This is a genomic window from Micromonospora lupini, from assembly GCF_026342015.1.
Taxonomy (GTDB): domain Bacteria; phylum Actinomycetota; class Actinomycetes; order Mycobacteriales; family Micromonosporaceae; genus Micromonospora; species Micromonospora lupini_B.
In genome coordinates this window covers 874594-894672 of record NZ_JAPENL010000002.1, presented here as the reverse complement: position 1 = coordinate 894672, position 20079 = coordinate 874594, and the positions used below count along the sequence as shown (strand labels likewise).

Sequence of the window (20079 nt, the reverse complement as noted above, 5' to 3'; positions counted from 1 at the left end):
GGCTCAGGCCTTCCTGTCCCGGGTGGCCCGGTCCAACGCCCGGTCCAGGACGACCAGCAGGGCGTCCCGCACCGAGAGCCGGTCCCGGGCGTCGAACTGCACCAGGGGCACATGGTCGCCGATGGCGAGCGCCCACCGGATCTCGCCGAGTTCCAGGGCCAGTCGCCCGTCGAACGCGTTGACCCCGACCACGAACGGCAACCCGGCCCGCTCGAAGAAGTCGATCGCCGGGAAACAGTCGTCCAGCCGGGCGCTGTCGACCACCACCAGCGCGCCGAGCGCGCCCCGGGCCAGGTCGTCCCACATGAAACCGAAGCGTGCCTGACCAGGGGTGCCGAACAGGTAGAGCTTCAGGCTGCGGTCGATGGTCACGCAACCAAAATCCATCGCCACAGTCGTGGTGGTCTTGGTCGACCGTACGCCCGGGTCGTCCACGCCGATTCCGGCGCTTGTCATCTCGGCCTCGGTGGTCAGCGGCGCGATCTCGGAGATCGCCCCGACCGTGGTGGTCTTGCCCACTCCGAACCCGCCGGCGACGAGGATCTTGACCGGCACGGGTGGCGCCGCGGGTGGCCGGTTGGTCGGGCCGGCGTCGGCCGGTGGCCGGTACGGCGGTGGCGGCCCGGCGGGCGGCGGCGTGGCACGCCCGACCGCTCCGGGAGTCCCCGGGGCCGTGCTGTAGCGGGCGGTGGCGCTGTTGCCGGCGAGTCCTCCGATCGGGACGACCGGCCATTCAGGAGATCGCACGAAGTCCATCAATCACTCGCAGGATGAGGTCGGGGTCGAAGGCGTCGTTGGCGTCGGTGACGTGCACGTCCAGGTGCCCGGCGGCCCGCAGGTCGCCGACCAGGACCCGGGTCACGCCGAACTGGAGCCGGGTCCGGGCGGAGAGTTCGGCCACCGAGATCGGCTCGGCGCAGAGCGCGATGATCGCCTGGAGCTCCGGCGCCAGCAGGCCGACAGGTGGTTCGGTCCAGCGGCCGCCGTCCGGGCGCAGGGTCACCTGCGTCTCCAGCCCGATCGCCGGATCCGCGCCGGCCACTCGCCCGGAGGTGAGCACGAACGGCCGCGGACCTGTCGGGCCGCCGCCGCCCTGCTCGGGCTCCGGTGCCGCCGGCGGGCCGCCCCCACCCGGGTGCGGCGTGCGCAGGTAGGGGCGGATCCGGGTCCCGGGCTCCGGGTCCGGGTCCTCGTCGGCGACGTCGGGGGTCATTGCTGGACGGCGTTCTTCAGTTCGACGATCAGTCGCGGGGTCAGCGCACCGCCGGCCCGACCGGCGAAGAGCGTCATCTCGTACGCGACGGTGCCCAGGTTCGCCGACCGGTCGGCGACGACGCCGAGCACGGAACCACTGCTGATCGCGCTGATCAGCAGGTAGCCGTCCGCCATGTCGACGATCACACGGTTCAGGCCGCCGAGCGCGTACCAGCTGGCCGCGCCGCCGGCGAGGCTGGTCATGCCGGAGACCACGGCGGCCAGCCGCTCCGCGTTGGAGCGGTCCTTGATCGACGACATGGCCATCAGCAGCCCGTCCGAGGAGACCGCGATCGCCTCCAGCACCCCGGCCGTGCTGGAGGTGAAGGAGTCCAGCAGCCAGTTGAACGTGCGCGCCTCGGGACTGAGGTCCCCGACGGCGCCGGGCTGGCTCTGGTGGTCGACGTTGTCGTGCAGGAAGGGGCTGGTCACCGTGATGATCCTTCTTCGTTCTGACGGTCTGGGCTGACTTCCCGGAGAGCACGGGCGACGCCCGCCTCGAACTCGGTGATGAGGTCGCGTACCTCGGCCGGGTCCCCGAGGTGTTGGCTGGGCGGCTGGCAGGGTGGGGAGACCGTGAGGTTGGCGCCGGGCACCCGGCGGCTCAGCCGGGGACGGCCCCTGGTGACTCCGGCGGAGTCCGCCATCCTGGGGCCGAGACCGCCCGGCGTGGCGGGCAGGTCGACGGTAGCCCCCGGGTCCGCCACCGTGGGGCCGGCGCCGGTGACCGGATCGGTGGCCGTCCGCATCGACCACTGCCCGCCGGGGCGGCCGGCCGGCGGGACGCTCAGCTCGGCCCGGCGTACTCCGGACTGGAACGCCTCGACAAGTGCGCGGGCCGCGTCCGGGTCCGCGCCTGTGGCGTCGACCGGTCGGGCCGGCGCGGCGGTGGCGGGGAGGCTGGCACCGGGCACCCGCTGACGCACCCGGGGACCGGAGGCCGCGCCCGTACCCGCCGTCGTCGGGGTTGCGGTCGTCGGGGTCGCGGTTGCGGGGCTGTCCACGGCGGCGGCTGAACCCTGTGCCGCAGCGGCGGGTACGTCGGTGTCGACAGGTTCCCGGGCGCCGAACGCGTCCCAGGACTGCCCCGACTCCAGGCTGCGGGTGGCCCGGCTGAGCAGGTCCGTGTCGAACCCGGCCGGCGCCGCCACGGCGGTACGGGAGGAGCGGGCCTCGCGGGCGGAGTCGAGAGCCGGTCGTCGGCCCCGGTCCGGTACGGCGGCTCGGGCGACAGTCACCCCGGCCCGGTCGGCGCGACGCACCACAAGCGACGTCTGCGGGATCTCCACCTGCGCGGTCACCCCGCCGCCGACGGTGGCGGCCAGGCTCACCTCCCAGCCGTGGCGGCGGGCCAGCCGGCCCACCACGAAGAGACCGAGCACCTCGGTCGGCGCCAGGTCGAGACGTTCCCGCCTGGTGAGTCGTGCGTTCTCCTCGGCAAGTCGCTGCTCGCTCATGCCGATGCCGTTGTCCACCACAGTGATCCGGGCGCCCCGCCCGGAGGTCTCGCCGGCCACCAGCACCCGGGTGTGCGGCGGGGAGAAGACAGTCGCGTTCTCCATCAGCTCGGCCAGCGCCAGGACGAGGTCACCGACCACCGCCGGAGCTGCGGCGATGCCCGCCGGCACCTGCACCTCGACGCGTGTGTAGTCCTCGATCTCGCCGAGCGCCAGCCGGACCACGTCGGCCAGCGGCACCGGCGCGGTGTGCGCGTCGGCGCCGGCCGAGCCGGAGAGCACCACCAGGCTGCCGGCGTTACGCCGCAGCCGGCTGGAGATGTGGTCGAGCCGGTACAGGTGCTCCAGGCGACCCGCGTCGGCCTCCTGCTGCTCCAGCCGGTCGATGAGCGCGAGCTGCCGGCTCACCAGATTCTGCGTACGCCGCCCGACGTGGCCGAACATCTGCGCCACGTTGCGGCGGCCGGCCACCTGCCGCTCGACAAGCTGGGCCGCGGTGTTCTGCACCCGGTCGAAGGCCCGGGCCAGGTCACCGATCTCGTCGCTGGACCGGATGACCACCGGCTCCAACCGAACCGACTGGACGTGCTCCGTCTCGTCGTCGGTGACCCGCACCAGCTCCGCCTCGGCGACCCGGGCGACCCGGTCCGCGGAGCGGGTGAGCTGGCTCAGCGGTCGAGCCACAGTCCGCGCGACAGCCGCGCTGAGCAGCACCACAAGCGCCAGGATCAGCGCCGCCGCGGCACCCACCAGGTACGCGGCGGTAAGCGCCCGCCGCTGGTCGGCCTTCACCTCGGCGAGAACGTCGGCGACGAGCTTCTTCTCGACGAACTGACCGAGCCGGATCATCGTGCGGACGGCCGGGAAGAGCGCGTCCATCGGCACGTCGCGGACCGCTCCGGCCGGGTCGCGGGCGCTGGTGATCAGGAAGTCGGGGCTGGTACGCGCGGCCACCGCGGCGTCGTTGAGCTGGGCCACCTTGAGCTGCTCGGGCGTGATGAGGGTACGGAAGCGCAGGTTGTCGACCTGGAGGGCGGCGATGCACGCCACGTACCCGGCGGTGGTGTCCGGGCTGCCGATCGCCTTGACCAGGATGCTCAGGGTGGCGCACGCGCCCAGCCCCTCGTCGGCGCGCAGCAGCCCGTCCAGGGCGAGCACCTGACGGCCCGGCAACGTCTCGGTGTCCACGCTGTAAACCAGCCGCAGCGACTCGATCAACCCCCTGTTGACCGGGCCGAACGCGTCCATCACCTGACCGGGATTCGCGGCGCCGGCCAGCACGGCCGTCCGCAGGTCGATGAGGCTGGACACCCCGTTGAGCGCGTGGTCGACCCGCTCGGTAAGCGCGTCGCCGCCGTCGGCCCGCAGGTCGGCCACCCGGTCGTCCACGTCGGCGGCCTTGCGAACCAGTTCGGAGCGTTCGACCCGGCCGAGGAGGAAGCCGACCGACAGGATTCGTTCCTGTTGCAGGTCCTGGACGAGGCTGCCGACCCGGCTGGCGAGCCGTACCTGCTCGGTGATGTCGGCGGCGCGTTGCGCGGCGGCCACCCGTTCCAGCACCACGGGCACCGCGAGGCCGACCATGCTGAGCAGGGGGATCACCACGAGCAACGCGAGCTTTCCACGGATCCGTAGCCTACCGAGAAGCATCGAACGGCCCCCACTGCGCGAGGATCGGCTCATGTGCCGCGCCGACCGGTTGCAGCGGTCGCGGGTCGGCCGGTTGACCGGTCGGGGCGGGCGGTTGCCAGGGGTCGACGGGCGGCGGGGTGGCGGGGCTGCCGGCGTCGGGGGTGGTGGCCCGCCGACGTGCGCGTCGACCGGCGGCGATCAGCATCCCGGCGAGCCAGGCCAGCATCAGGGCAGCAGCCACGCCCGCCCCGCCGGCCAGCCAGCGGTCCCGGGCCAGCCCGTCGGCCCGCTCGGTGAGCAGGGCGTCCAGTTCGCCGAGGATGACCGGCTGGAGCTGCCGTGCGGCGTTGCGCGAGTTGAGTGCGGCGGCGGTCAGTTGGCCCTGGTCGATGGTGCCGGCGGCGCTCGGGGTCGAGTACAGGGCCAGCGCCTCCACCGACCGCTGATAGGCGTCCAGCGGGGTCAGCACGTTTGCGCCCAGGTCGGTGCTCTCCGAGCTGTCCACGGCGGAGCGCAGGTTGTCGACCACGTCGCCCGCCGGCGACAGGGCGGACACCCGCAGACCGGTCAGCTCCATGAGGCCGCGGAGCCGTTGGGCGGCCGGTCGTCCGGTGGCGAGCGCGCCGAGGTCGGCGAGCCGACCTGCGGCCACCACCGCCTCGGGCAGCTTCTGGCCGGCGCTGTCCTGGAGGAAGAACGAGTCGGCGCCCGGGTCGCGGCCCAGTCCCGAGCTCTCCCGGACCTTGCGGTGCAGGGCGAGCAGCAGGTCGGTGACCTCGCCGTACGCGGTGTAGGCGGCCTCGGGATCGGCGGGGCTGCGGCTGCGCAGCGCCTCCACCTTGGCCCGTAGCCCGGCCCACCGCTCCTGGCTGCGCAGTTGCCCGCCGATGCGGGCGTCCACGGCGGCGGCCTGCTCGACCGCGCGGCTCAGCGGCTCACCGGGGACGGGACGTCCGGCGACGGCCGCGGACTGGGCCTCCACAAGCGCCTCGGTGACCGGGGCCAGGGCGCGCAGGTACTGCACGCCGAGCCGTTCCGAGTCGGCCAGGCGCCGGTCGTCGCCGGTCTGCCGCCAGGTGGATGCGAAGAGCAGCCCCACCGGCGCCAGCAGCGCGACGATGAGCAGCACCGGCAACGACCGGCCCAGCATGGACGTCCGTCGACGGGCCCGCGGCGCGGGGACTGTCATGGTGTGTCTCCTCCGGCGTCGGGCGGGGGATCGGCGCGGTGTCGGGCTCGCCGACAGGTCCCGTCCACCGGACCGGAAAACTAACCGAACCCCGCACGGGCGGACCGGTTGCCGGTGAGTCAGGTTTGCGTCAGTTCGAGCGATGTCACCGTTCGTCGGGGTTGTGGCCACGCTGCGTCCCATCCGTGGGTGTGACATGAAGGGATCGAGGGGGATATCCGCGGAAGATCGGAATTCACGGGATCCGAACTCAACTCGCTGGGCCGCGCCGGACGATGCGCGGTCGCACCGAGCCCGCGCACCGATCGGGGCAACCGGACGGACGTACGGCGGATCTCAGCCAATGCTCAGGCTGCGAGCCGTACCGTGTGCCGCATGAGATCGCCGTCGCCGGCCGCGTGGTTCCGGCGTGCCCTGCCCACCCGCCGCCGCGCGATAGCCGCAGCGGCGGTCGTCGTGCTGCTGGCGGTCGCCGTCACCTGGGCGGTGTGGCCGCAGGGATCGGGCGTACGCACCCAGAGCGCGATGCTCACGGTCCGCTCCGGACCGTCCGGTGACCAGCCCGTCGACCTGGACACCACCCTCTACCTGCCGGACGACGCGTCGTCCGGCAGGAAGGTCCCGGCGGTGCTGCTGGCGCACGGGTTCGGCGGGACCAAGGAGTCGGTGCGCTCCGACGCGGAGGAGTTCGCGGGGCGCGGCTACGCGGTGCTCACCTGGACCGCGCGGGGTTTCGGCCGTAGCGGCGGCGAGATCCACCTGGACAACCCGGACTACGAGGTGCGCGACGCCCAGCGGCTGCTGGACTGGCTGGCCGCCCGGCCCGAGGTGCGCACCGACGCCCCGGGCGACCCGAAGGTCGGCGTGGTCGGCGGCTCGTACGGCGGCGGTCTGGCGCTGTTGCTTGCCGCCCAGGACCGTCGGGTGGACGCGATCGTCCCCATGATCACTTGGAACGACCTGTCCCGGGCGTTCCTCCCGGAGAGCACCGGCGGGGCGCCGACCGAGGGCGTTTTCAAGAAGGGCTGGGCGGGTCTCTTCTTCGGTGGGGGCGGCAACGTGGGCTCCGGTCCGGCCGGGCTCTCCGGAGCGACCGCCGCCCAGCCGCAGGGGGCGCCGGCGTCGGCCGGCCCGCCGAGCCCGGGGCCTGGCGAGGGCCCGGGCACCGCTCCCGGAGGGGCCCCGGCCGGTGCCGCCGACCCGTCCTGCGGCCGGTTCGCCGCCGACGTGTGCGCCGCGTACCTGCGGATCGCCACCGCCGGCCGCGCCGACCAGGCGGCCGTGGACCTGCTGCGCCGCTCCAGCCCGGCCGGTGTGCTGGACCGGATCAAGGCCCCCACCCTGCTGGTACAGGGCGAGGCGGACACTCTCTTTCCGCTCGGCGAGGCGGACGCGAACGCGAAGGGCATCGCCGTCGCCGGCACCCCCGTACGCGTCGCCTGGTTCACCGGTGGGCACGACGGCGGCAGTGGACCCCGCTCGGACGAGGACCGGGTGAAGTTCCTGACCGTCCAGTGGCTCGACCACTACGTCAAGGGCGAGGGCGACGCGCCGGGCGACGACTTCACCTGGTCGCGGATCGCCGGCTTCGACGCGCTCGACAGGGGTCTGGTCGCCACCGGATTCCGCCGCGTCGACTATCCGGGCCTGGCCGGCAACGCCCGCCGCGACGTCGCGGTCGCCGGCCCGGCGCAGCCGATCGCCAACCCGCCGAACGGCAACCCGGCCGCCATCTCCTCGATCCCGTTCGCCGGTGGCCTCGCCTCGCTGCTCGACGGGGTGGCCGGCGACGTGCCCGGCCAGCACGCGCGCTTCGAGTCGGCGCCGCTGACCGAGGCCGTCGACGTGGCGGGAGCACCAACTGTGACCGTGCGGGCCGCCTCGCCGACCGGGGAGGCCGTGCTCTTCGTCAAGCTCTACGACGTCGACCCCGACGGCACGGCGACCCTGCCGAACGGACTGGTCGCCCCCGTTCGGCTCACCGGCCTGCCGAAACAGGTCCAGGACGCCCGCCCGGTCACCGTCACGCTGCCCGGGATCGTCCGCCGCGTCGAGGCCGGGCACCGGCTGCGACTGGTGGTCGCCACCTCCGACCAGGCGTACACCACGCCCGCCGAGCCCACCGTCTACACGGTGGCCGCGGACGGCGCGGTCAGCCTGCCCACTGTCGACGGCGAGCCGATCCCCACCGCGGCGACGCTCTGGCGCTGGGTGCTCGCCGGCCTGCTCGCCGCCATCGTGATCGGGCTCGTCGTGGTCGTCGCCGTGGTCCGCCGCCGGCACCGACGCCAGGACCGCTCCGTGCATCCGGAGTACGCGGACACCCCGCTGGCCGTGCGCGCGCTGCGCAAGGAGTACGCGGACGGCTTCGTCGCCGTGTCGAACGTGGACTTCGAGGTGCACCCGGGTCAGGTGGTGGGTCTGCTCGGGCCGAACGGCGCCGGCAAGACCACCACCCTGCGGGTGCTGATGGGGCTGACCCAGCCGACCGCCGGGGAGATCTACGTGTTCGGCCGTCGGCTGGTACCCGGCTCGCCGGTGCTGTCCCGGATCGGGGCGCTGGTGGAGGGGCCCGGGTTCCTGCCGCACCTGTCGGGTCTGGAGAACCTGAAGGCGTACTGGCGGGCCACCGGACGGCCCTGGGAGGACGCGCACTTCGACGCGGCCCTGGAGATCGCCGGGCTTGGCGACTCGGTGCACCGGAAGATCAAGAACTACAGCCACGGCATGCGTCAACGGCTCGCCATCGCCCAGGCCATGCTCGGTCTTCCCGAGCTGCTGGTGCTGGACGAGCCGACCGACGGGCTCGACCCGCCGCAGATCGCCGAGATGCGCCGCGTCCTCCAGCGCTACGCCACCGACGGTCGGGCGGTGCTGGTCTCCAGCCACCTGCTGGCCGAGGTCGAGCAGACCTGCACGCACGCCGTCGTGGTGAACAAGGGCCGGATCGTCGCGTCCGGGCCGGTGCAGGAGATCGTGGGCGAGTCGCCGAGCGTCCTGTTCGACGTCACCGACCCGGTGGCGGCGCGGGCGGTGCTGGATCGGCTGCACGGCGTACGGGTGCTACCGGAGAGCGACGGGCAGCTGGTGGTCGACACCAACGGCACGGCCCGCAGCGAGGTGGTGGCCGAGCTGGTGCGCGCCGGCATCGGGGTGGACCGGGTGGTGCCCCGGCGGCGCCTGGAGGACGCGTTCCTCGCCCTGGTGGGCGACAACTCACGGGGAAGCGGTGACAGGTGATGGCTGGATCGTCCGTCGAGGCGCCCGTGGGCGTCACCGACCCGGCCGGTGCGGCCCGGGGCTACCGGCCCTCGGCCACCATGCCCTTCGCGGCGGAGTTCCGCAGGCAGGCGTCCCGGCGCCGGACCCAGCTGGCGCTCGGGTTCATGGTGCTGCTGCCGCTGATCATCCTGATCGCCTTCCAGTTCAACTCCGGGGGCCACGACGACAACGGCAACAACGAGTTCGCCAGTCTTGTCGACCTGGCCACCTCCGGAGGGCTCAACTTCACCCTCTTCTCCATCTTCGTGTCGGCGTCGTTCCTGCTGGTCGTGGTCGTCGCGCTGTTCTGCGGCGACACGGTGGCCAGCGAGGCGAGCTGGGGCAGCCTGCGCTACCTGCTGGCCGTTCCGGTGCCCCGGGCCCGTCTGCTGACGGTGAAGCTTGTGGTCGCGCTCGCGTACTCGGGGCTGGCCCTGCTGCTGCTGGCCGTCACCGCCCTGCTCGCCGGCACCCTGCGCTACGGCTGGTCGCCGCTGCGCAGCACGGTCGCCGCCGAACTGGAGCCGACCGAGGGGCTGCTGCGGCTGCTGGCCGTGCTCGGCTACCTGGCGGTCGTACTCCTGGTGGTGGCCGGCCTGGCGTTCCTGCTGTCGGTGACGACGGACGCCGCGCTGGGCGCGGTCGGCGGGGCGGTTCTGCTGTGGATCCTGTCCAGCATCCTGGACCAGATCACCGCGCTGGGGGCGCTGCGCGACTTCCTGCCCACCCACTTCAGCACCGCCTGGCTGGGGCTGCTGTCGACCCCGGTGCAGACCGACGACGTGGTCCGCGGCTGCATCTCGGCGATCAGCTACGCGACGCTGTTCTGGGGGTTGGCCTTCTGGCGCTTCACCCGCAAGGACATCACGTCGTAGCTTTCTTCCAGGCGCTGACGCCGATCTGGCCGGTGTTGCCCACGTCGACCGGCCCGTCCGGGTCGACCTCCTCGGCCGGCTGGCCGGCGGACGGCGCGACAGTCAGGTACGTCCCGGCGGTGGCCACCACTTCGGAATCGGTGACCAGGTTGCGCCAGAGGACTGTGGCGACGGCCCGCTCGCCCCTCTGCAGCGTGACCGGCCGCGGCGGCTCGTCGAAGCCCGACGTGATCTCCTTTGCGCCGTTGACCACGCTCAGGATGATCGGCTTGCGCTGCTCGTCCAGGACCCACAGCACCGGGTAGCCGTTGAGCCGGTAGGGGCGCTCACCGCAGTTGATCAGCTCCACGCCGAGCGCGCGCAGACCCATCGCCGCGTCCCCTCCCGTGGACCGGATCCGCACGCCCGAGGCCGGGCAGTCGGCCAGCGGGTCGGCGCTCGCCGAAGGGGTCGCGGCCGGGGTCGCGGTCGGGTGCACGCGTGGGGGCGGCGGCGGTCCCGTGGGATCCCCGCCCTGGTAGCGATGCTCGTCGATCGTGCAGGCGGCGAGCAGGAGAACCGCCGCGACCGCCGCGACCGCCGCGCTGGCCGCGCTGGCCCGTCGCCGTGCTGTCGTCTGTGTGATCATCCGCCGATCCTCGCCGATGCGGGCATCCCGCCGCAGCCCGGCGCCCCTGCTCACGCACCGCCGGTCGGTGATCCACTCCGTTTCGCCGATATCGCGGCATCCCGTAAGTTGGACAGCCCAACATCGGCGATACAGCGTGGATCATCGCGCTGCGGATTCTCCGCGAGCGCGGCCTGGTCGAGGGCCACCAGGGCAAGGGCACCTATGTCGCCGAAGAGCCCGAGAAGGCATAGATCAGATCGAACGCAGATCGCCCCGCAGGGTGTCCTTCGATAGGCGCAGTAGCTTGCACGCCTCCTGGGCCGACCGACGTGCGCCGGTCAGTTGGCCGCCGACCTGTTGCAGGACTGCCGGGCTTCGGGTTCCCTCTGTCGAGGCGATGACCTGCTCGATCTCTGTGGCAACGCTGCCCACACTGACGGACCGGCTACTTGTCGGATTGCGCAGTCGGCGGCCACTGCGGCGCTCTCGCAGCGTATCGACGCCGACCGCATGGTCTCGATCCTTCGGTCGATCAAGAACAACGCCATCTCGGCGAGCGAGGTGGCGTAGCGATCAGGTCGCGGACCGGGGCCGTCCAGCGCCGGTGCCGAAATGTTTCGGTCGGGGATTTTCCCACTAGCAAGGAATTTATTATCCTGGATACATTCGTGCCCCACCATTGAAGGCATCTATCCCCTTCGATGGAGGTCTCCATGAACGTCTCTCGGCTCGGCGGGCCGACCCTGTCCCTGTTCCGCATCGTGACCGGCCTGCTGTTCATGTTGCACGGCCTGTCCTCGGTCTTCGGGTTGTTCGGCGGCAACCCGACGACCGGTGCGGCCATACCGTTCGGCTCCTGGCCGGGCTGGTGGGCCGCGCTGATCCAACTGGTCTGCGGCGCGCTGGTCCTGGCCGGGCTCCTCACCCGGCCCGCCGCGCTCCTCGCCTCCGGCTCGATGGCGTACGCCTATTTCGTGGTCCACCAGCCCGAAGACCTGCTCCCGCTGCACAACGGCGGTGAGCTGTCGGCGCTCTTCTGCTGGTCGTTCCTGCTGGTCGCGGCACTCGGCTCGGGTCCCTGGGCGCTCGACGCGCTGTTCGCCCGGCGTCGCGCCGACGCTCCACAGGCGTCGGTGGCCGACCCCGCACCCGTTTCCGCCTGATCGCACCCGTACCGCGCGCCGCCGGAGCCTCGACGAGGCGGCTCCGGCGGCGCGCTCGCGTGGCGGCCTCCGCTGATGCCGTGGACCGAATCAGCTCGACAGCGTCCGCCCGGCAGGGTCGCACCCGCCGGGACGCTGCTCAGCGCCCGCGCCTCCGGGGCCGCGGGTAAACCTCCGCACCCGCCGGGACGCTGCTCAGCGCCCGCGCCTCCGGGGCCGCGGGTAAACGTCCGCGCCCGCCCGGGACGCCGCTCGGCGCCCGCGCGGCCCGGGACGCCGCTGAACGCCCGCCCCGCATCAGCGGCGAGCGGTGACGGTGGCGAGGGTGATGGCGTCAGGCTGGAGAACGTGGGGTGAGGACGGCGTCCAGGAGGCCCGGGTACCGCTTGTCCAACTCGTCGCGGCGGAGCCGGACCAGCCGGCTGGTGCCGGCGGCCCGGGTGCGGGTGAGGCCCGCCTCGCGCAGCACCTTGAGGTGGTGACTGCGGGTCGCCTTGGAGACGCCGAAGTCGAAGCTGCCGCAGGCCGCCTCGCCGCGCTCGGCGAGCGCCCGCACGATCTGCAGCCGCACGTCGTCGGCGAGTGCGGCCAGCACGGCGGTGACCGGTACGGCGGTCAGGTCGGGTTCGTGCGGCTCCATGTGACCAGTCTAACCCTTGTTCGACAACATTCGAACAACACCCTATGGTCGGTGTTGTTAGTTCGAAGATACTCGAACATTGGAGCTGACGATGCGATCCCGCGCCGCCGCCTACCCGCTGCTCGCCGTGCTCGCCTGGGGCGCGATGTTCCCGATCCTGGCCAGCGCGCTGAGCAGGGTCGACCCGCTCAACCTGACCACCGCCCGCTACCTGCTCGCCGCCGTCATCCTGGTCGCCGTCCTGCTGCTCCGCGAGGGCTCGGCCGCGCTGCGGCTCGGCGGACGGGGGGTCGAGGTCGTGGTGCTCGGCGTCGTCGGCTTCGCCGGCTTCAACCTGCTCACCAACCTGGCGCTCGAACACGCCGCCCCGCAGCAGATCTCCCTCTTCGTGGCCACCACGCCTGTCATCACCCAGCTTGTCCGGTGGGCCCGTGACGGCGTACGACCGAAGCCCCTCCTGCTGGCCCTCTCCCTGGTGGCGCTCCTCGGAGTCGGCCTGGTGATCACCCGCGGGAGCCTGGCCGGTCTCGGCCAGTTCGGTCTCGGCGGGCTCATGATGATCGGCGCGGTGCTCGGCTGGGGCATCTACACCCACGGCGCCAGCCGGTTCGGCGCCTGGTCGCCGCTGCGCTTCACCACGCTGACCGCGCTCGCCGGCACGGCAGCCATGCTTGCCGCGAGCATCGGCGCCGACGCCGTCGGGTGGCAGCACGCGCCGGCCGCCGCCGACCTCGTGGCGGTCACCCCGCAGTTGGCGTACGCCGTGATCGTCGCCGCCGTCGTCGCGGTGCTGGCGTGGAACACTGGCGTGCAGCGGCTGGGCGCCGCCAACGCGGCCCTGTTCATGAACCTGGTCCCGGTGACCACCTTTGTCGTGCAGATCGCCCGCGGCTACCGGCCGGAGGCGGTCGAGCTGGTCGGCGCTGCGATCACCATCGCCGCCCTGATCGCCGCGAACCTCGCCACCAGGGCACCGACCCGGCCGACGTCCCTGCCGCAGTCCAGCGCGGTGACCGACCCGGTCGCGGTGGTCGACCCGGTGGCGGTGGCCGCCCGCTGACCCACTTCCTGGGATACCCGGTGGAGGCCACAGGCAACGTTGCCTAGACTCGACGACACAACTGCATACCTCATCCAGAGGGGCTGAGGGATACGGCCCGACGACGCCCCGGCAACCACCCCGCGCGCTCACCGCTGAGCGACAGGCGGGGCAGGTGCCAATTCCGTCCCCGCCGCACCGTGCGATGCGGGGAAAGATGAGAGGACTCTCGACATGACGTCGACGCTCGCCGCCTCCGGCATCGACACCTCCGCCAGCCCCGCTCGCGCCCTGGTCTGTCGCGCCTGTTCGGCCCGCTACCCGCTCGCCGCGCAGCACGCCTGTTACGAGTGTTTCGGTCCCCTTGAGGTGGACTACGACACCGCGGCCCTGGCCGCGGTCACCCGGGAGCAGATCGAGGCCGGCCCGAACAACATCTGGCGGTACGCCGCGCTGCTGCCCGCCGGCCAGGACCCGGCCACCCGGGTCACCCTCGACCCGGGGCTGACCCCGCTGGTGGCGGCCCCGCACCTCGCCGCCGAGCTGGGCATCACCGCACCGCTCTGGGTCAAGGACGACAGCGCCAACCCGACCCACTCGTTCAAGGACCGTGTCGTCTCGGTGGCGCTCACCGCCGCGAAGGCGCTCGGCTTCACCCGGTTCGCCTGCGCGTCCACAGGCAACCTGGCCAACTCGGTGGCCGCGCACGCCGCCCGCGCCGGCGTGCCCTCGGTCGTCTTCATCCCCAGCGACCTGGAGCAGGGCAAGGTCATCACCACAGCCGTCTACGGTGGCGAGCTGGTCGCCATCGACGGCTCGTACGACGACGTCAACAGGCTCTGCGGCGAGCTGGTGGAGACCGACGAATTCGAGGACACGGCGTTCGTCAACGTGAACGTCCGCCCGTACTACGCCGAGGGCTCCAAGACCCTCGGCTACGAGGTGGCCGAGCAGCTCGGCTGGCGCATCCCGGCCCAGGTGGTCATCCCGATGGCCAGCGGCGAGCTGCTCACCAAGATTGACAAGGCGTTCTCCGAGCTGGTCGAGATCGGCCTGGTCGAGGCGCCGGCCGGCGGCTGGAAGGTCTTCGGCGCCCAGTCGGCAGGCTGCAACCCGATCGCCACCGCGCTGCACGCCGACACGGACACGATCATCCCGGTCAAGCCCACAGGCATCGCCAAGTCGCTGAACATTGGCGACCCGGCCGCCGGCCTCTACGCCCTGGAGGCGGTCCGCCGCACCGGCGGTTGGATGGAGTACGCCGACGACGACGAGATCCGCGCCGGCATCCGTCAGCTCGCCCGCACCACTGGCGTCTTCGCCGAGACGGCCGGCGGCGTGACCGCGGCGGTGCTGCGCAAGCTTGTCGAGTCCGGGCGGCTCGATCCCACGGCGGAGACGGTCGTGTTCAACACCGGCGAGGGCCTGAAGACCATCGACGCGGTGGCCAGTCAGGTCGGCCCGACCCACCACATCAAGCCCAGCCTTCGCGCCGCCCGCGACGCCGGCCTCCTCGGCTGACCCTCCGATCGGCCGGTAACTGGGTTTTCGCTGTGAGTGTGGAAAACCCGCCGGTCTGGACTTGACGGCAGGAACCGGACGGCGCAAGATGCTCCGTGCGGGAGGGCATTTCGCCGGAGACTTTTGAAGTTCTTGCGACCCAACGCCGGAGGCGTTGTGCGAGTGTCCCTCCCGACCACGTCCGATGGGGCCAGCGATTAATTCGCTGGCCCCATCGCTTTTCCGGCTGTCAGGCTCCCGATATGAGCATCACGATCACGTCCTTCGACGGCGCCGACCGGGTCGCGGTCGACGAGGCGTACCGGGTCGGCGCGGCGGCCAACGAGGCCGACCTTCCGGACTTCCCGCCCTTCTGCCGGCGTCGCTTCGACGCGCAGTTCCACACCCCGGCGCCCGGCACCCGATCGCTCTGGGCACTGGCCCGGCTGGACGGGGCGCCGGCCGGCTACCTCCAGCTCGACCTGCCGCAGCTCGACAACCCCGACAACGCTTCCGCCGAGCTGACCGTGCATCCCGAGCTGCGGCGACGGGGCGTCGGCCGGGCACTTCACGAGTACGGGGTGCGCCTGCTGCGTGAGCACGGCCGCAAGCGGATGGTCGCCATGGCCGTCTCCGCGCTGCCCGGCGGGCCGGCCCGATCGGCGGCGGGTGGAGCGTTCGCCGCCTCGATCGGCGCCCAGCCCGCGCTTGCCGAGGTGCGACGCCGGCTGGAGATCGCCGACATCGACCGGGTCGCTCTGCGGGCGGCGCTCGCCGAGGCCGCGCCGCTCGCCGAGGGCTACCGGTCGGTCTGCTGGCAGGGCGTGACCCCGCAGGAGTACGTGGCGGACATCGCCTACCTGGACGGCCGGCTGCTCATGGACGCGCCCATGGGTGACATGCAGTGGGAGCCGGAGCAGGTGGACGCCGAGCGCATCGGGGGCAACGAGCGCGCGTTGGACGCCAAGGGCCGACGGCGCTACCACCTCGGGATGCGGCACGAGGCGTCCGGTCGGCTGGTCGCCTGGACCCTGCTGGACGTGGGCGCCTCCGCCGACTGGCACGCCTTCCAGCAGATCACCATCGTCGACCCGGCCCACCGTGGGCACCGCCTCGGCCTGATCGCCAAGGCGGAGAACCTGCACCACCTGCTCACCCACGAGCCGGCGGTACGCGTCATCGACACCTTCAACGCGGCAAGCAACAGCTACATGGTGGCGATCAACGAGCAGCTCGGCTTCCGCCCGGTGGACGCCTGGAACAACTGGCAGCTCACTCTCTGAGGGTGGGTTGCCCGGCCCCCGGCTCCTCAAGCCGCCGAGTCAGCTCGCGAACCCCGGCGTGGAAGTCCTCGTCCGGGATGAATCGGTGGCCCTGTACCGGGGGCGGCACGGTGTCGGTCGGCGGCACCAGCAGGGTCTTCGGGTCGCGTACCCAGCGGTCGACGCGGCTCGCCGGATCGTCGGGGGACTCCGTCTCGCCCGCTCGGAAGATCCGCCCGCCGATCGGGTCGGTGTACCGCCACAGGTTGATCCACCGCCAGGACAGGCGGTCACCGACCTCGCGCAGCACGTTGTCGTTGACGTACGCGGGGAAGTACCTGGTGTACCTGTTGCCCAGCGGCGCGGCGTAGGTGAGCAGCGCGACCCGACGGCGGGAGTCGTCGGGGAGTTGGAGCACCGTCGCCGCGACCAGCACGCTGCCGTGGCTCTGGCCGGAGAGCACCACCCCGCCCCCGTCGGCGGTGAGTTGCCCGATCCTGCGGGTCAGCTCGGGAACCGCCCGCTCGGCATAGCAGGGCGGGGCGAGGGGATGGGCGGCGCGTGGCCAGAAGGTGGCGAGGTCCCAGAGCACCCCGATCAGCCGGATCGGGCCGGACCGGTAGGCGACGAGTCCCGCCCCGGCCAGGAACAGGGCGAACAGGCCGATCAGCAGGGCACCCAGATCGGTCACGAAGACCACCGGGCGGGCCAGCGACAGGCCGCCCAGCCGGAGCGCGAGCGCGCCCGGTCCCTGCCCTCGCACCGACAACCCCGCCGCCGTCAGGGTGAGCACCGCCAGCACCGCGTACGCCGTCGGAAGCAGCGGCCAGAGCCGGTCCGTCCGGGCGGCCCGGACGACGGCGTCCCGGACGGCCCACACCCGCTCCGGTGGCACCCGGGACGCCTCGGGGAAGTCTCGCCGTACGCGCTCCTCGGCTGCCCGGAGGTGCCGGGCCCGCCTGATCCGGGTGTCCAACACCGCCGCCAGGACCACCACAAGCACCGCCAGGGAGAAGCCGAGCGTGGCCCAGCGGTACGGGACGGGAGGCGAGAGCGGTGGTGCGCCGGGCGGCAGCGGCCGGACCGGCGTGGGGCTGGAGCCCCGATCCAGGTATTCGGCGAGGGTGTAGGTCAGCCCGGACGAGTACGACACGGCCAGGCCGATCGCGATCGAACCCATCAGCGGGGCGCACAGCCCCGTGATCAGAGAACGCGGGTGGGGCAGGTGGTGGCGCTGGGCCAGGACCACAATTCCCAGCACCGCGAGCAGGACTACCTGCCCGGCGAAGAGCAGCGAGACCAGGAGGCCGTAACCGGGCAGGGTGCCGGTGGCCGACCACGGCGGTCGGGGCCACAGCGCGTAGCCCAGGGTCAGCGCCGTGAGCGCGATCGCGGTCCACCGCAGCCCCCGGGCGGTGATCAGACCCTGCTCGCCGTGCCCGTCCAGAGCCGACCGGCAGAGCGCGACGAGCGCGGCGACGAGCACCAGCCCGTCCGCGACCAGCAACAGGTAACCGGGCGGGGCGGCGTCGTGCGGGGCCAGAACCACAAGCAGCGTGGCGTCGAGCGTGCCCAGCGCCACGGCCACGTGCACCGAGCGCAGCCGACGCAGCAGCGCCCGGTTGTCCCAGAAGGCAGGGGTGTCGAGCCGGTCCGCGCCCACCCCGGGCGTGTGCAGGCCGTCCTCGGGTAGCTGCGAGGTGCGGGCGCCGACCCGCCAGATGAGGGCGACCGCGATGATCGGCAGCAGCGCCAGCAGGGCGAGACGCTGGCCCGGCGGCACCCCGCCCAGCCAGGAGATCTCCCGGCGCCCCTCCAGACACCGCGGGTACGCCGCGCACTGCCAGGCGATCAGGTCCAGGGACGCGCCGACCGCGGAGAGCACGTACATCGCGGTCATCGACGCGGCCAGCAGGCGGCAGAGCGCCCGGGCCACGCCGCCGGGCCGACCGGCCACCGGCAGCATCCAGACCGCGATGTTGCTGAGCATGAACGGCAGCAGCAGGACCAGCGAGAACGTCCGGGTCGCGGTGCCGCCGGTCAACCTGCTCCAGCGGTACGCCTCAAGCGTCGGCCCGCCCGGACCCACCGGATCGCCGAAGCCCGGCCGAGGTCGGTAGAAGCCGGCCTCGTCGTCCCCCGCGACCCGCGCCACCACCGGCCGGTCGAGGATCGACTCCGGGCCCTTGTCGGCGACCCCGTGCACCCGGATCTCCGTGATCCTCACCCGTTGTCCTCTCCTGGCCAGAGGACGGCGGGTACCCGTCGGCGTCACGACCAATCCCGGGCCGGGACGCGCGCTGCCGCTCGGGCCTGCCCGCCGCACGAGTCGCTGTGGGGCATCCGCCCCTACTGCTCGTGGACCAGGCTGTTGCATGATGGCGGGCATGACGGAGACCCCGCATCCCCTGTACGACAGGCACGCCGACACCCTCAACCGTGCGCTGACCGCGATCACGGAGCGGGGCTACTGGTCCGCGTACCCCGAATCCCCCAGCCCTCGCGTCTACGGCGAGACCGCCGCCGCCGACGGCAAGGCCGCCTTCGAGGCGTACCTGGGTGGTGATTTCCCCCTCGACCAGCCGGGCACCTCCGAGCGGATCGCCACCGAGACGAGCCCGTTCGGGGTCGAGCTCGCGGTGCGTTACCCGCACGCCGGCACCGACGAGCTGATCGCGGCTGCCTCAGCCGCGCTGCCGGCCTGGCGCGACGCCGGCCCGCAGGCCCGGGTGGGTGTCTGCCTGGAGATCCTCGACCGGCTGCACAAGAACATCTTCGAGCTGGCCAACGCGGTGCAGTTCACGAGCGGGCAGGCGTTCGTGATGGCCTTCCAGGCCGGCGGCGCGCACGCTCTGGACCGGGCGCTGGAGGCGCTGGCGTACGCGTACGCCGAGATGACCCGGCACCCGGGCACGGCCGGCTGGGAGAAGGCCGCCGGCAAGGGCGACCCGCTGCGGATGACCAAGACGTTCCACGTGGTGCCGCGTGGGGTCGCGCTGGTGATCGGCTGCAACACCTTCCCGACCTGGAACTCGTACCCGGGACTGTTCGCCTCGCTCGTCACCGGCAACCCGGTGATCGTGAAGCCGCACCCGCGCGCGGTGCTGCCACTGGCGATCACCGTGAAGTACGCCCGGGAGGTGCTCGCCGAGGCCGGCTTCGACCCGAACCTGATCATGCTGGCGGCCGAGGCGCCCGGTGAGAAGCTCGCCAGCGACCTGGCCCTGCACCGCTCGGTCAGGATCGTCGACTTCACCGGCTCCACCGAGTACGGCGACTGGCTGGAGACACACGCCCGGCAGGCGTCGGTCTACACCGAGAAGGCCGGCCTGAACACGGTGGTCGTCGACTCCACCGACGACTTCGCCGGCATGTGCCGCAACCTCGGGTTCACTCTGACCCTCTACAGCGGGCAGATGTGCACCACCTCGCAGAACATCCTCATCCCGGCCGGTGGCATCGAGACCGACCAGGGCCACAAGAGCTTCGACGAGGTGGCCGGCGGGATCGCCGCAGCCGTCGGCAAGCTGACCGCCGACCCGGCCCGGGGCGTGGAGCTGACCGGCGCCATCGTCAACGACGGGGTCCTGGAACGGCTGGCCGAGGTCACCAAGGTGGGTGAGCCGGTCCTGGAGTCCCGGGCCGTGACCCACCCGGCGTACGCCGACGCGGTGGTGCGTACCCCGACGATCGTGAAGCTGGGCGCGGACGACGCGGAGACGTACGGCCGGGAGTGGTTCGGGCCGATCTCGTTCGCCATCGCCACCGACTCCACCGCCCACAGCCTGGAGCTGCTGCGCCGGACGGTCGGCGAGAAGGGCGCGCTCACCGCTGGGGTCTACTCGACCGACGAGGCCGTGCTGGACGCCACCGAGGCGGTGGCGGTCGAGGTCGGGGTGCACCTGTCCTGCAACCTCACCGGCGGCGTCTTCGTCAACCAGTCGGCGGCGTTCTCCGACTTCCACGGCAGCGGCGCGAACGCGGCGGCCAACTCGGCGCTTACCGATGGGGCTTACGTGGCCAACCGGTTCCGGATCGTGCAGTCTCGGCGTCACGTGTAGTGGTTGCGGTGGGGGTTTCCGGGGCAGCCCGACCCGCTCCGGGCGGTCAGGCTTGATCCCTGCGCGGGTCGGGCTGCCCCGGAAACCTTTTCGTGGGCACGGTTGTCGCTGACGCATCCCGCCTTGAGTAGCAGCC

At 72.5% G+C, this 20079-nt stretch carries 15 protein-coding genes and 1 riboswitch; of the genes, 7 read left to right on the top strand and 8 right to left on the bottom strand.

The annotated features are described in order from the left end of the window. Positions 1–3: 3 nt before the first annotated feature. Genes OOJ91_RS19040 through OOJ91_RS19020 form a run of 5 tightly spaced genes read right to left on the bottom strand, consistent with a single transcriptional unit; the run spans position 4 to position 5532 of the window. Positions 4–756 (bottom strand): GTP-binding protein, encoded by a 753-nt coding sequence (locus tag OOJ91_RS19040; protein WP_266246719.1) that lies wholly within the window; start codon positions 754–756, stop codon positions 4–6. Further along, complete coding sequence (locus OOJ91_RS19035) at positions 734–1213, bottom strand: DUF742 domain-containing protein (RefSeq protein ID WP_266246717.1); 480 nt, start codon at positions 1211–1213, stop codon at positions 734–736. The genes OOJ91_RS19040 and OOJ91_RS19035 overlap by 23 nt, the downstream gene beginning before the upstream one ends. Continuing rightward, the gene (locus OOJ91_RS19030; protein WP_266246716.1) at positions 1210–1686 is read right to left on the bottom strand and encodes a roadblock/LC7 domain-containing protein; all 477 of its coding nucleotides are present in this window, start codon (positions 1684–1686) and stop codon (positions 1210–1212) included. The genes OOJ91_RS19035 and OOJ91_RS19030 overlap by 4 nt, the downstream gene beginning before the upstream one ends. Continuing rightward, positions 1683–4361 (bottom strand): nitrate- and nitrite sensing domain-containing protein, encoded by a 2679-nt coding sequence (locus OOJ91_RS19025; protein ID WP_266246715.1) that lies wholly within the window; start codon positions 4359–4361, stop codon positions 1683–1685. The genes OOJ91_RS19030 and OOJ91_RS19025 overlap by 4 nt, the downstream gene beginning before the upstream one ends. Continuing rightward, on the bottom strand, positions 4348–5532 hold the full coding sequence (locus tag OOJ91_RS19020) for a hypothetical protein (RefSeq protein ID WP_266246714.1): 1185 nt from the start codon (positions 5530–5532) through the stop codon (positions 4348–4350). Before OOJ91_RS19020 ends, OOJ91_RS19025 begins: the two co-directional genes overlap by 14 nt. 375 nt (positions 5533–5907) lie before the next feature. Here OOJ91_RS19020 and OOJ91_RS19015 point away from each other — a divergent pair, with 375 nt between their 5' ends. Both OOJ91_RS19015 and OOJ91_RS19010 read left to right on the top strand, forming a co-directional pair. After that, complete coding sequence (locus OOJ91_RS19015) at positions 5908–8772, top strand: alpha/beta fold hydrolase (RefSeq protein WP_266246713.1); 2865 nt, start codon at positions 5908–5910, stop codon at positions 8770–8772. Next, a complete protein-coding gene (locus OOJ91_RS19010; RefSeq protein WP_266246712.1) occupies positions 8772–9668 on the top strand; it encodes an ABC transporter permease in 897 nt (298 codons plus the stop codon). Before OOJ91_RS19015 ends, OOJ91_RS19010 begins: the two co-directional genes overlap by 1 nt. Here OOJ91_RS19010 and OOJ91_RS19005 read toward each other — a convergent pair. Next, positions 9658–10296, bottom strand: a complete 639-nt coding sequence (locus OOJ91_RS19005; protein WP_266246711.1) for a DUF4232 domain-containing protein — start codon at positions 10294–10296, stop codon at positions 9658–9660. The two genes, OOJ91_RS19010 and OOJ91_RS19005, sit on opposite strands and share 11 nt — an antisense overlap. 695 nt (positions 10297–10991) lie before the next feature. On the opposite strand from OOJ91_RS19005, the gene OOJ91_RS19000 reads away from it, so the two are divergent. Beyond that, positions 10992–11441, top strand: a complete 450-nt coding sequence (locus OOJ91_RS19000; RefSeq protein WP_266246710.1) for a DoxX family protein — start codon at positions 10992–10994, stop codon at positions 11439–11441. A 334-nt stretch (positions 11442–11775) separates the two neighbouring features. Here the strand turns inward: OOJ91_RS19000 and OOJ91_RS18995 are convergent, their stop codons facing one another. Next, on the bottom strand, positions 11776–12081 hold the full coding sequence (locus OOJ91_RS18995; RefSeq protein ID WP_266246709.1) for an ArsR/SmtB family transcription factor: 306 nt from the start codon (positions 12079–12081) through the stop codon (positions 11776–11778). A gap of 91 nt (positions 12082–12172) precedes the next feature. On the opposite strand from OOJ91_RS18995, the gene OOJ91_RS18990 reads away from it, so the two are divergent. The 3 genes from OOJ91_RS18990 to OOJ91_RS18980 all read left to right on the top strand — a co-directional run bounded on the left by OOJ91_RS18990 (position 12173) and on the right by OOJ91_RS18980 (position 15903). Beyond that, positions 12173–13141 (top strand): DMT family transporter, encoded by a 969-nt coding sequence (locus OOJ91_RS18990; RefSeq protein ID WP_266246708.1) that lies wholly within the window; start codon positions 12173–12175, stop codon positions 13139–13141. 67 nt (positions 13142–13208) lie between these two features. Beyond that, positions 13209–13344, top strand: a riboswitch (SAM riboswitch). 10 nt (positions 13345–13354) lie between these two features. Next, positions 13355–14641 carry a threonine synthase gene (gene thrC / locus OOJ91_RS18985; protein WP_266246707.1) on the top strand — a complete coding sequence of 429 codons (1287 nt, stop codon included), beginning with the start codon at positions 13355–13357 and terminating at the stop codon, positions 14639–14641. Between the two features lie 242 nt (positions 14642–14883). Continuing rightward, complete coding sequence (locus OOJ91_RS18980) at positions 14884–15903, top strand: GNAT family N-acetyltransferase (RefSeq protein WP_266246706.1); 1020 nt, start codon at positions 14884–14886, stop codon at positions 15901–15903. Here the strand turns inward: OOJ91_RS18980 and OOJ91_RS18975 are convergent. Beyond that, a complete protein-coding gene (locus OOJ91_RS18975; protein WP_266246705.1) occupies positions 15893–18109 on the bottom strand; it encodes a hypothetical protein in 2217 nt (738 codons plus the stop codon). The genes OOJ91_RS18980 and OOJ91_RS18975 overlap by 11 nt on opposite strands. A 160-nt stretch (positions 18110–18269) precedes the next feature. On the opposite strand from OOJ91_RS18975, the gene paaN reads away from it, so the two are divergent. Then, positions 18270–19943: a phenylacetic acid degradation protein PaaN gene (paaN, locus tag OOJ91_RS18970; RefSeq protein WP_266246704.1), complete on the top strand. Its 1674-nt coding sequence runs from the start codon at positions 18270–18272 to the stop codon at positions 19941–19943. The last annotated feature ends 136 nt before the right edge of the window (positions 19944–20079 follow it).

What these genes read in the sequence shown, in the direction of transcription:
- paaN (WP_266246704.1), top strand. Translation starts at nt 18,270, where the DNA reads ATGACGGAGACCCCGCATCCCCTGTACGACAGGCACGCCGACACCCTC.
- OOJ91_RS19015 (WP_266246713.1), top strand. Translation starts at nt 5,908, where the DNA reads ATGAGATCGCCGTCGCCGGCCGCGTGGTTCCGGCGTGCCCTGCCCACC.
- OOJ91_RS18995 (WP_266246709.1), bottom strand. Translation starts at nt 12,081, where the DNA reads ATGGAGCCGCACGAACCCGACCTGACCGCCGTACCGGTCACCGCCGTG.
- OOJ91_RS19040 (WP_266246719.1), bottom strand. Translation starts at nt 756, where the DNA reads ATGGACTTCGTGCGATCTCCTGAATGGCCGGTCGTCCCGATCGGAGGA.
- OOJ91_RS19010 (WP_266246712.1), top strand. Translation starts at nt 8,772, where the DNA reads ATGGCTGGATCGTCCGTCGAGGCGCCCGTGGGCGTCACCGACCCGGCC.
- OOJ91_RS19005 (WP_266246711.1), bottom strand. Translation starts at nt 10,296, where the DNA reads ATGATCACACAGACGACAGCACGGCGACGGGCCAGCGCGGCCAGCGCG.
- OOJ91_RS19035 (WP_266246717.1), bottom strand. Translation starts at nt 1,213, where the DNA reads ATGACCCCCGACGTCGCCGACGAGGACCCGGACCCGGAGCCCGGGACC.
- OOJ91_RS18990 (WP_266246708.1), top strand. Translation starts at nt 12,173, where the DNA reads ATGCGATCCCGCGCCGCCGCCTACCCGCTGCTCGCCGTGCTCGCCTGG.
- OOJ91_RS19025 (WP_266246715.1), bottom strand. Translation starts at nt 4,361, where the DNA reads ATGCTTCTCGGTAGGCTACGGATCCGTGGAAAGCTCGCGTTGCTCGTG.
- OOJ91_RS19020 (WP_266246714.1), bottom strand. Translation starts at nt 5,532, where the DNA reads ATGACAGTCCCCGCGCCGCGGGCCCGTCGACGGACGTCCATGCTGGGC.
- OOJ91_RS19000 (WP_266246710.1), top strand. Translation starts at nt 10,992, where the DNA reads ATGAACGTCTCTCGGCTCGGCGGGCCGACCCTGTCCCTGTTCCGCATC.
- thrC (WP_266246707.1), top strand. Translation starts at nt 13,355, where the DNA reads ATGACGTCGACGCTCGCCGCCTCCGGCATCGACACCTCCGCCAGCCCC.
- OOJ91_RS18980 (WP_266246706.1), top strand. Translation starts at nt 14,884, where the DNA reads ATGAGCATCACGATCACGTCCTTCGACGGCGCCGACCGGGTCGCGGTC.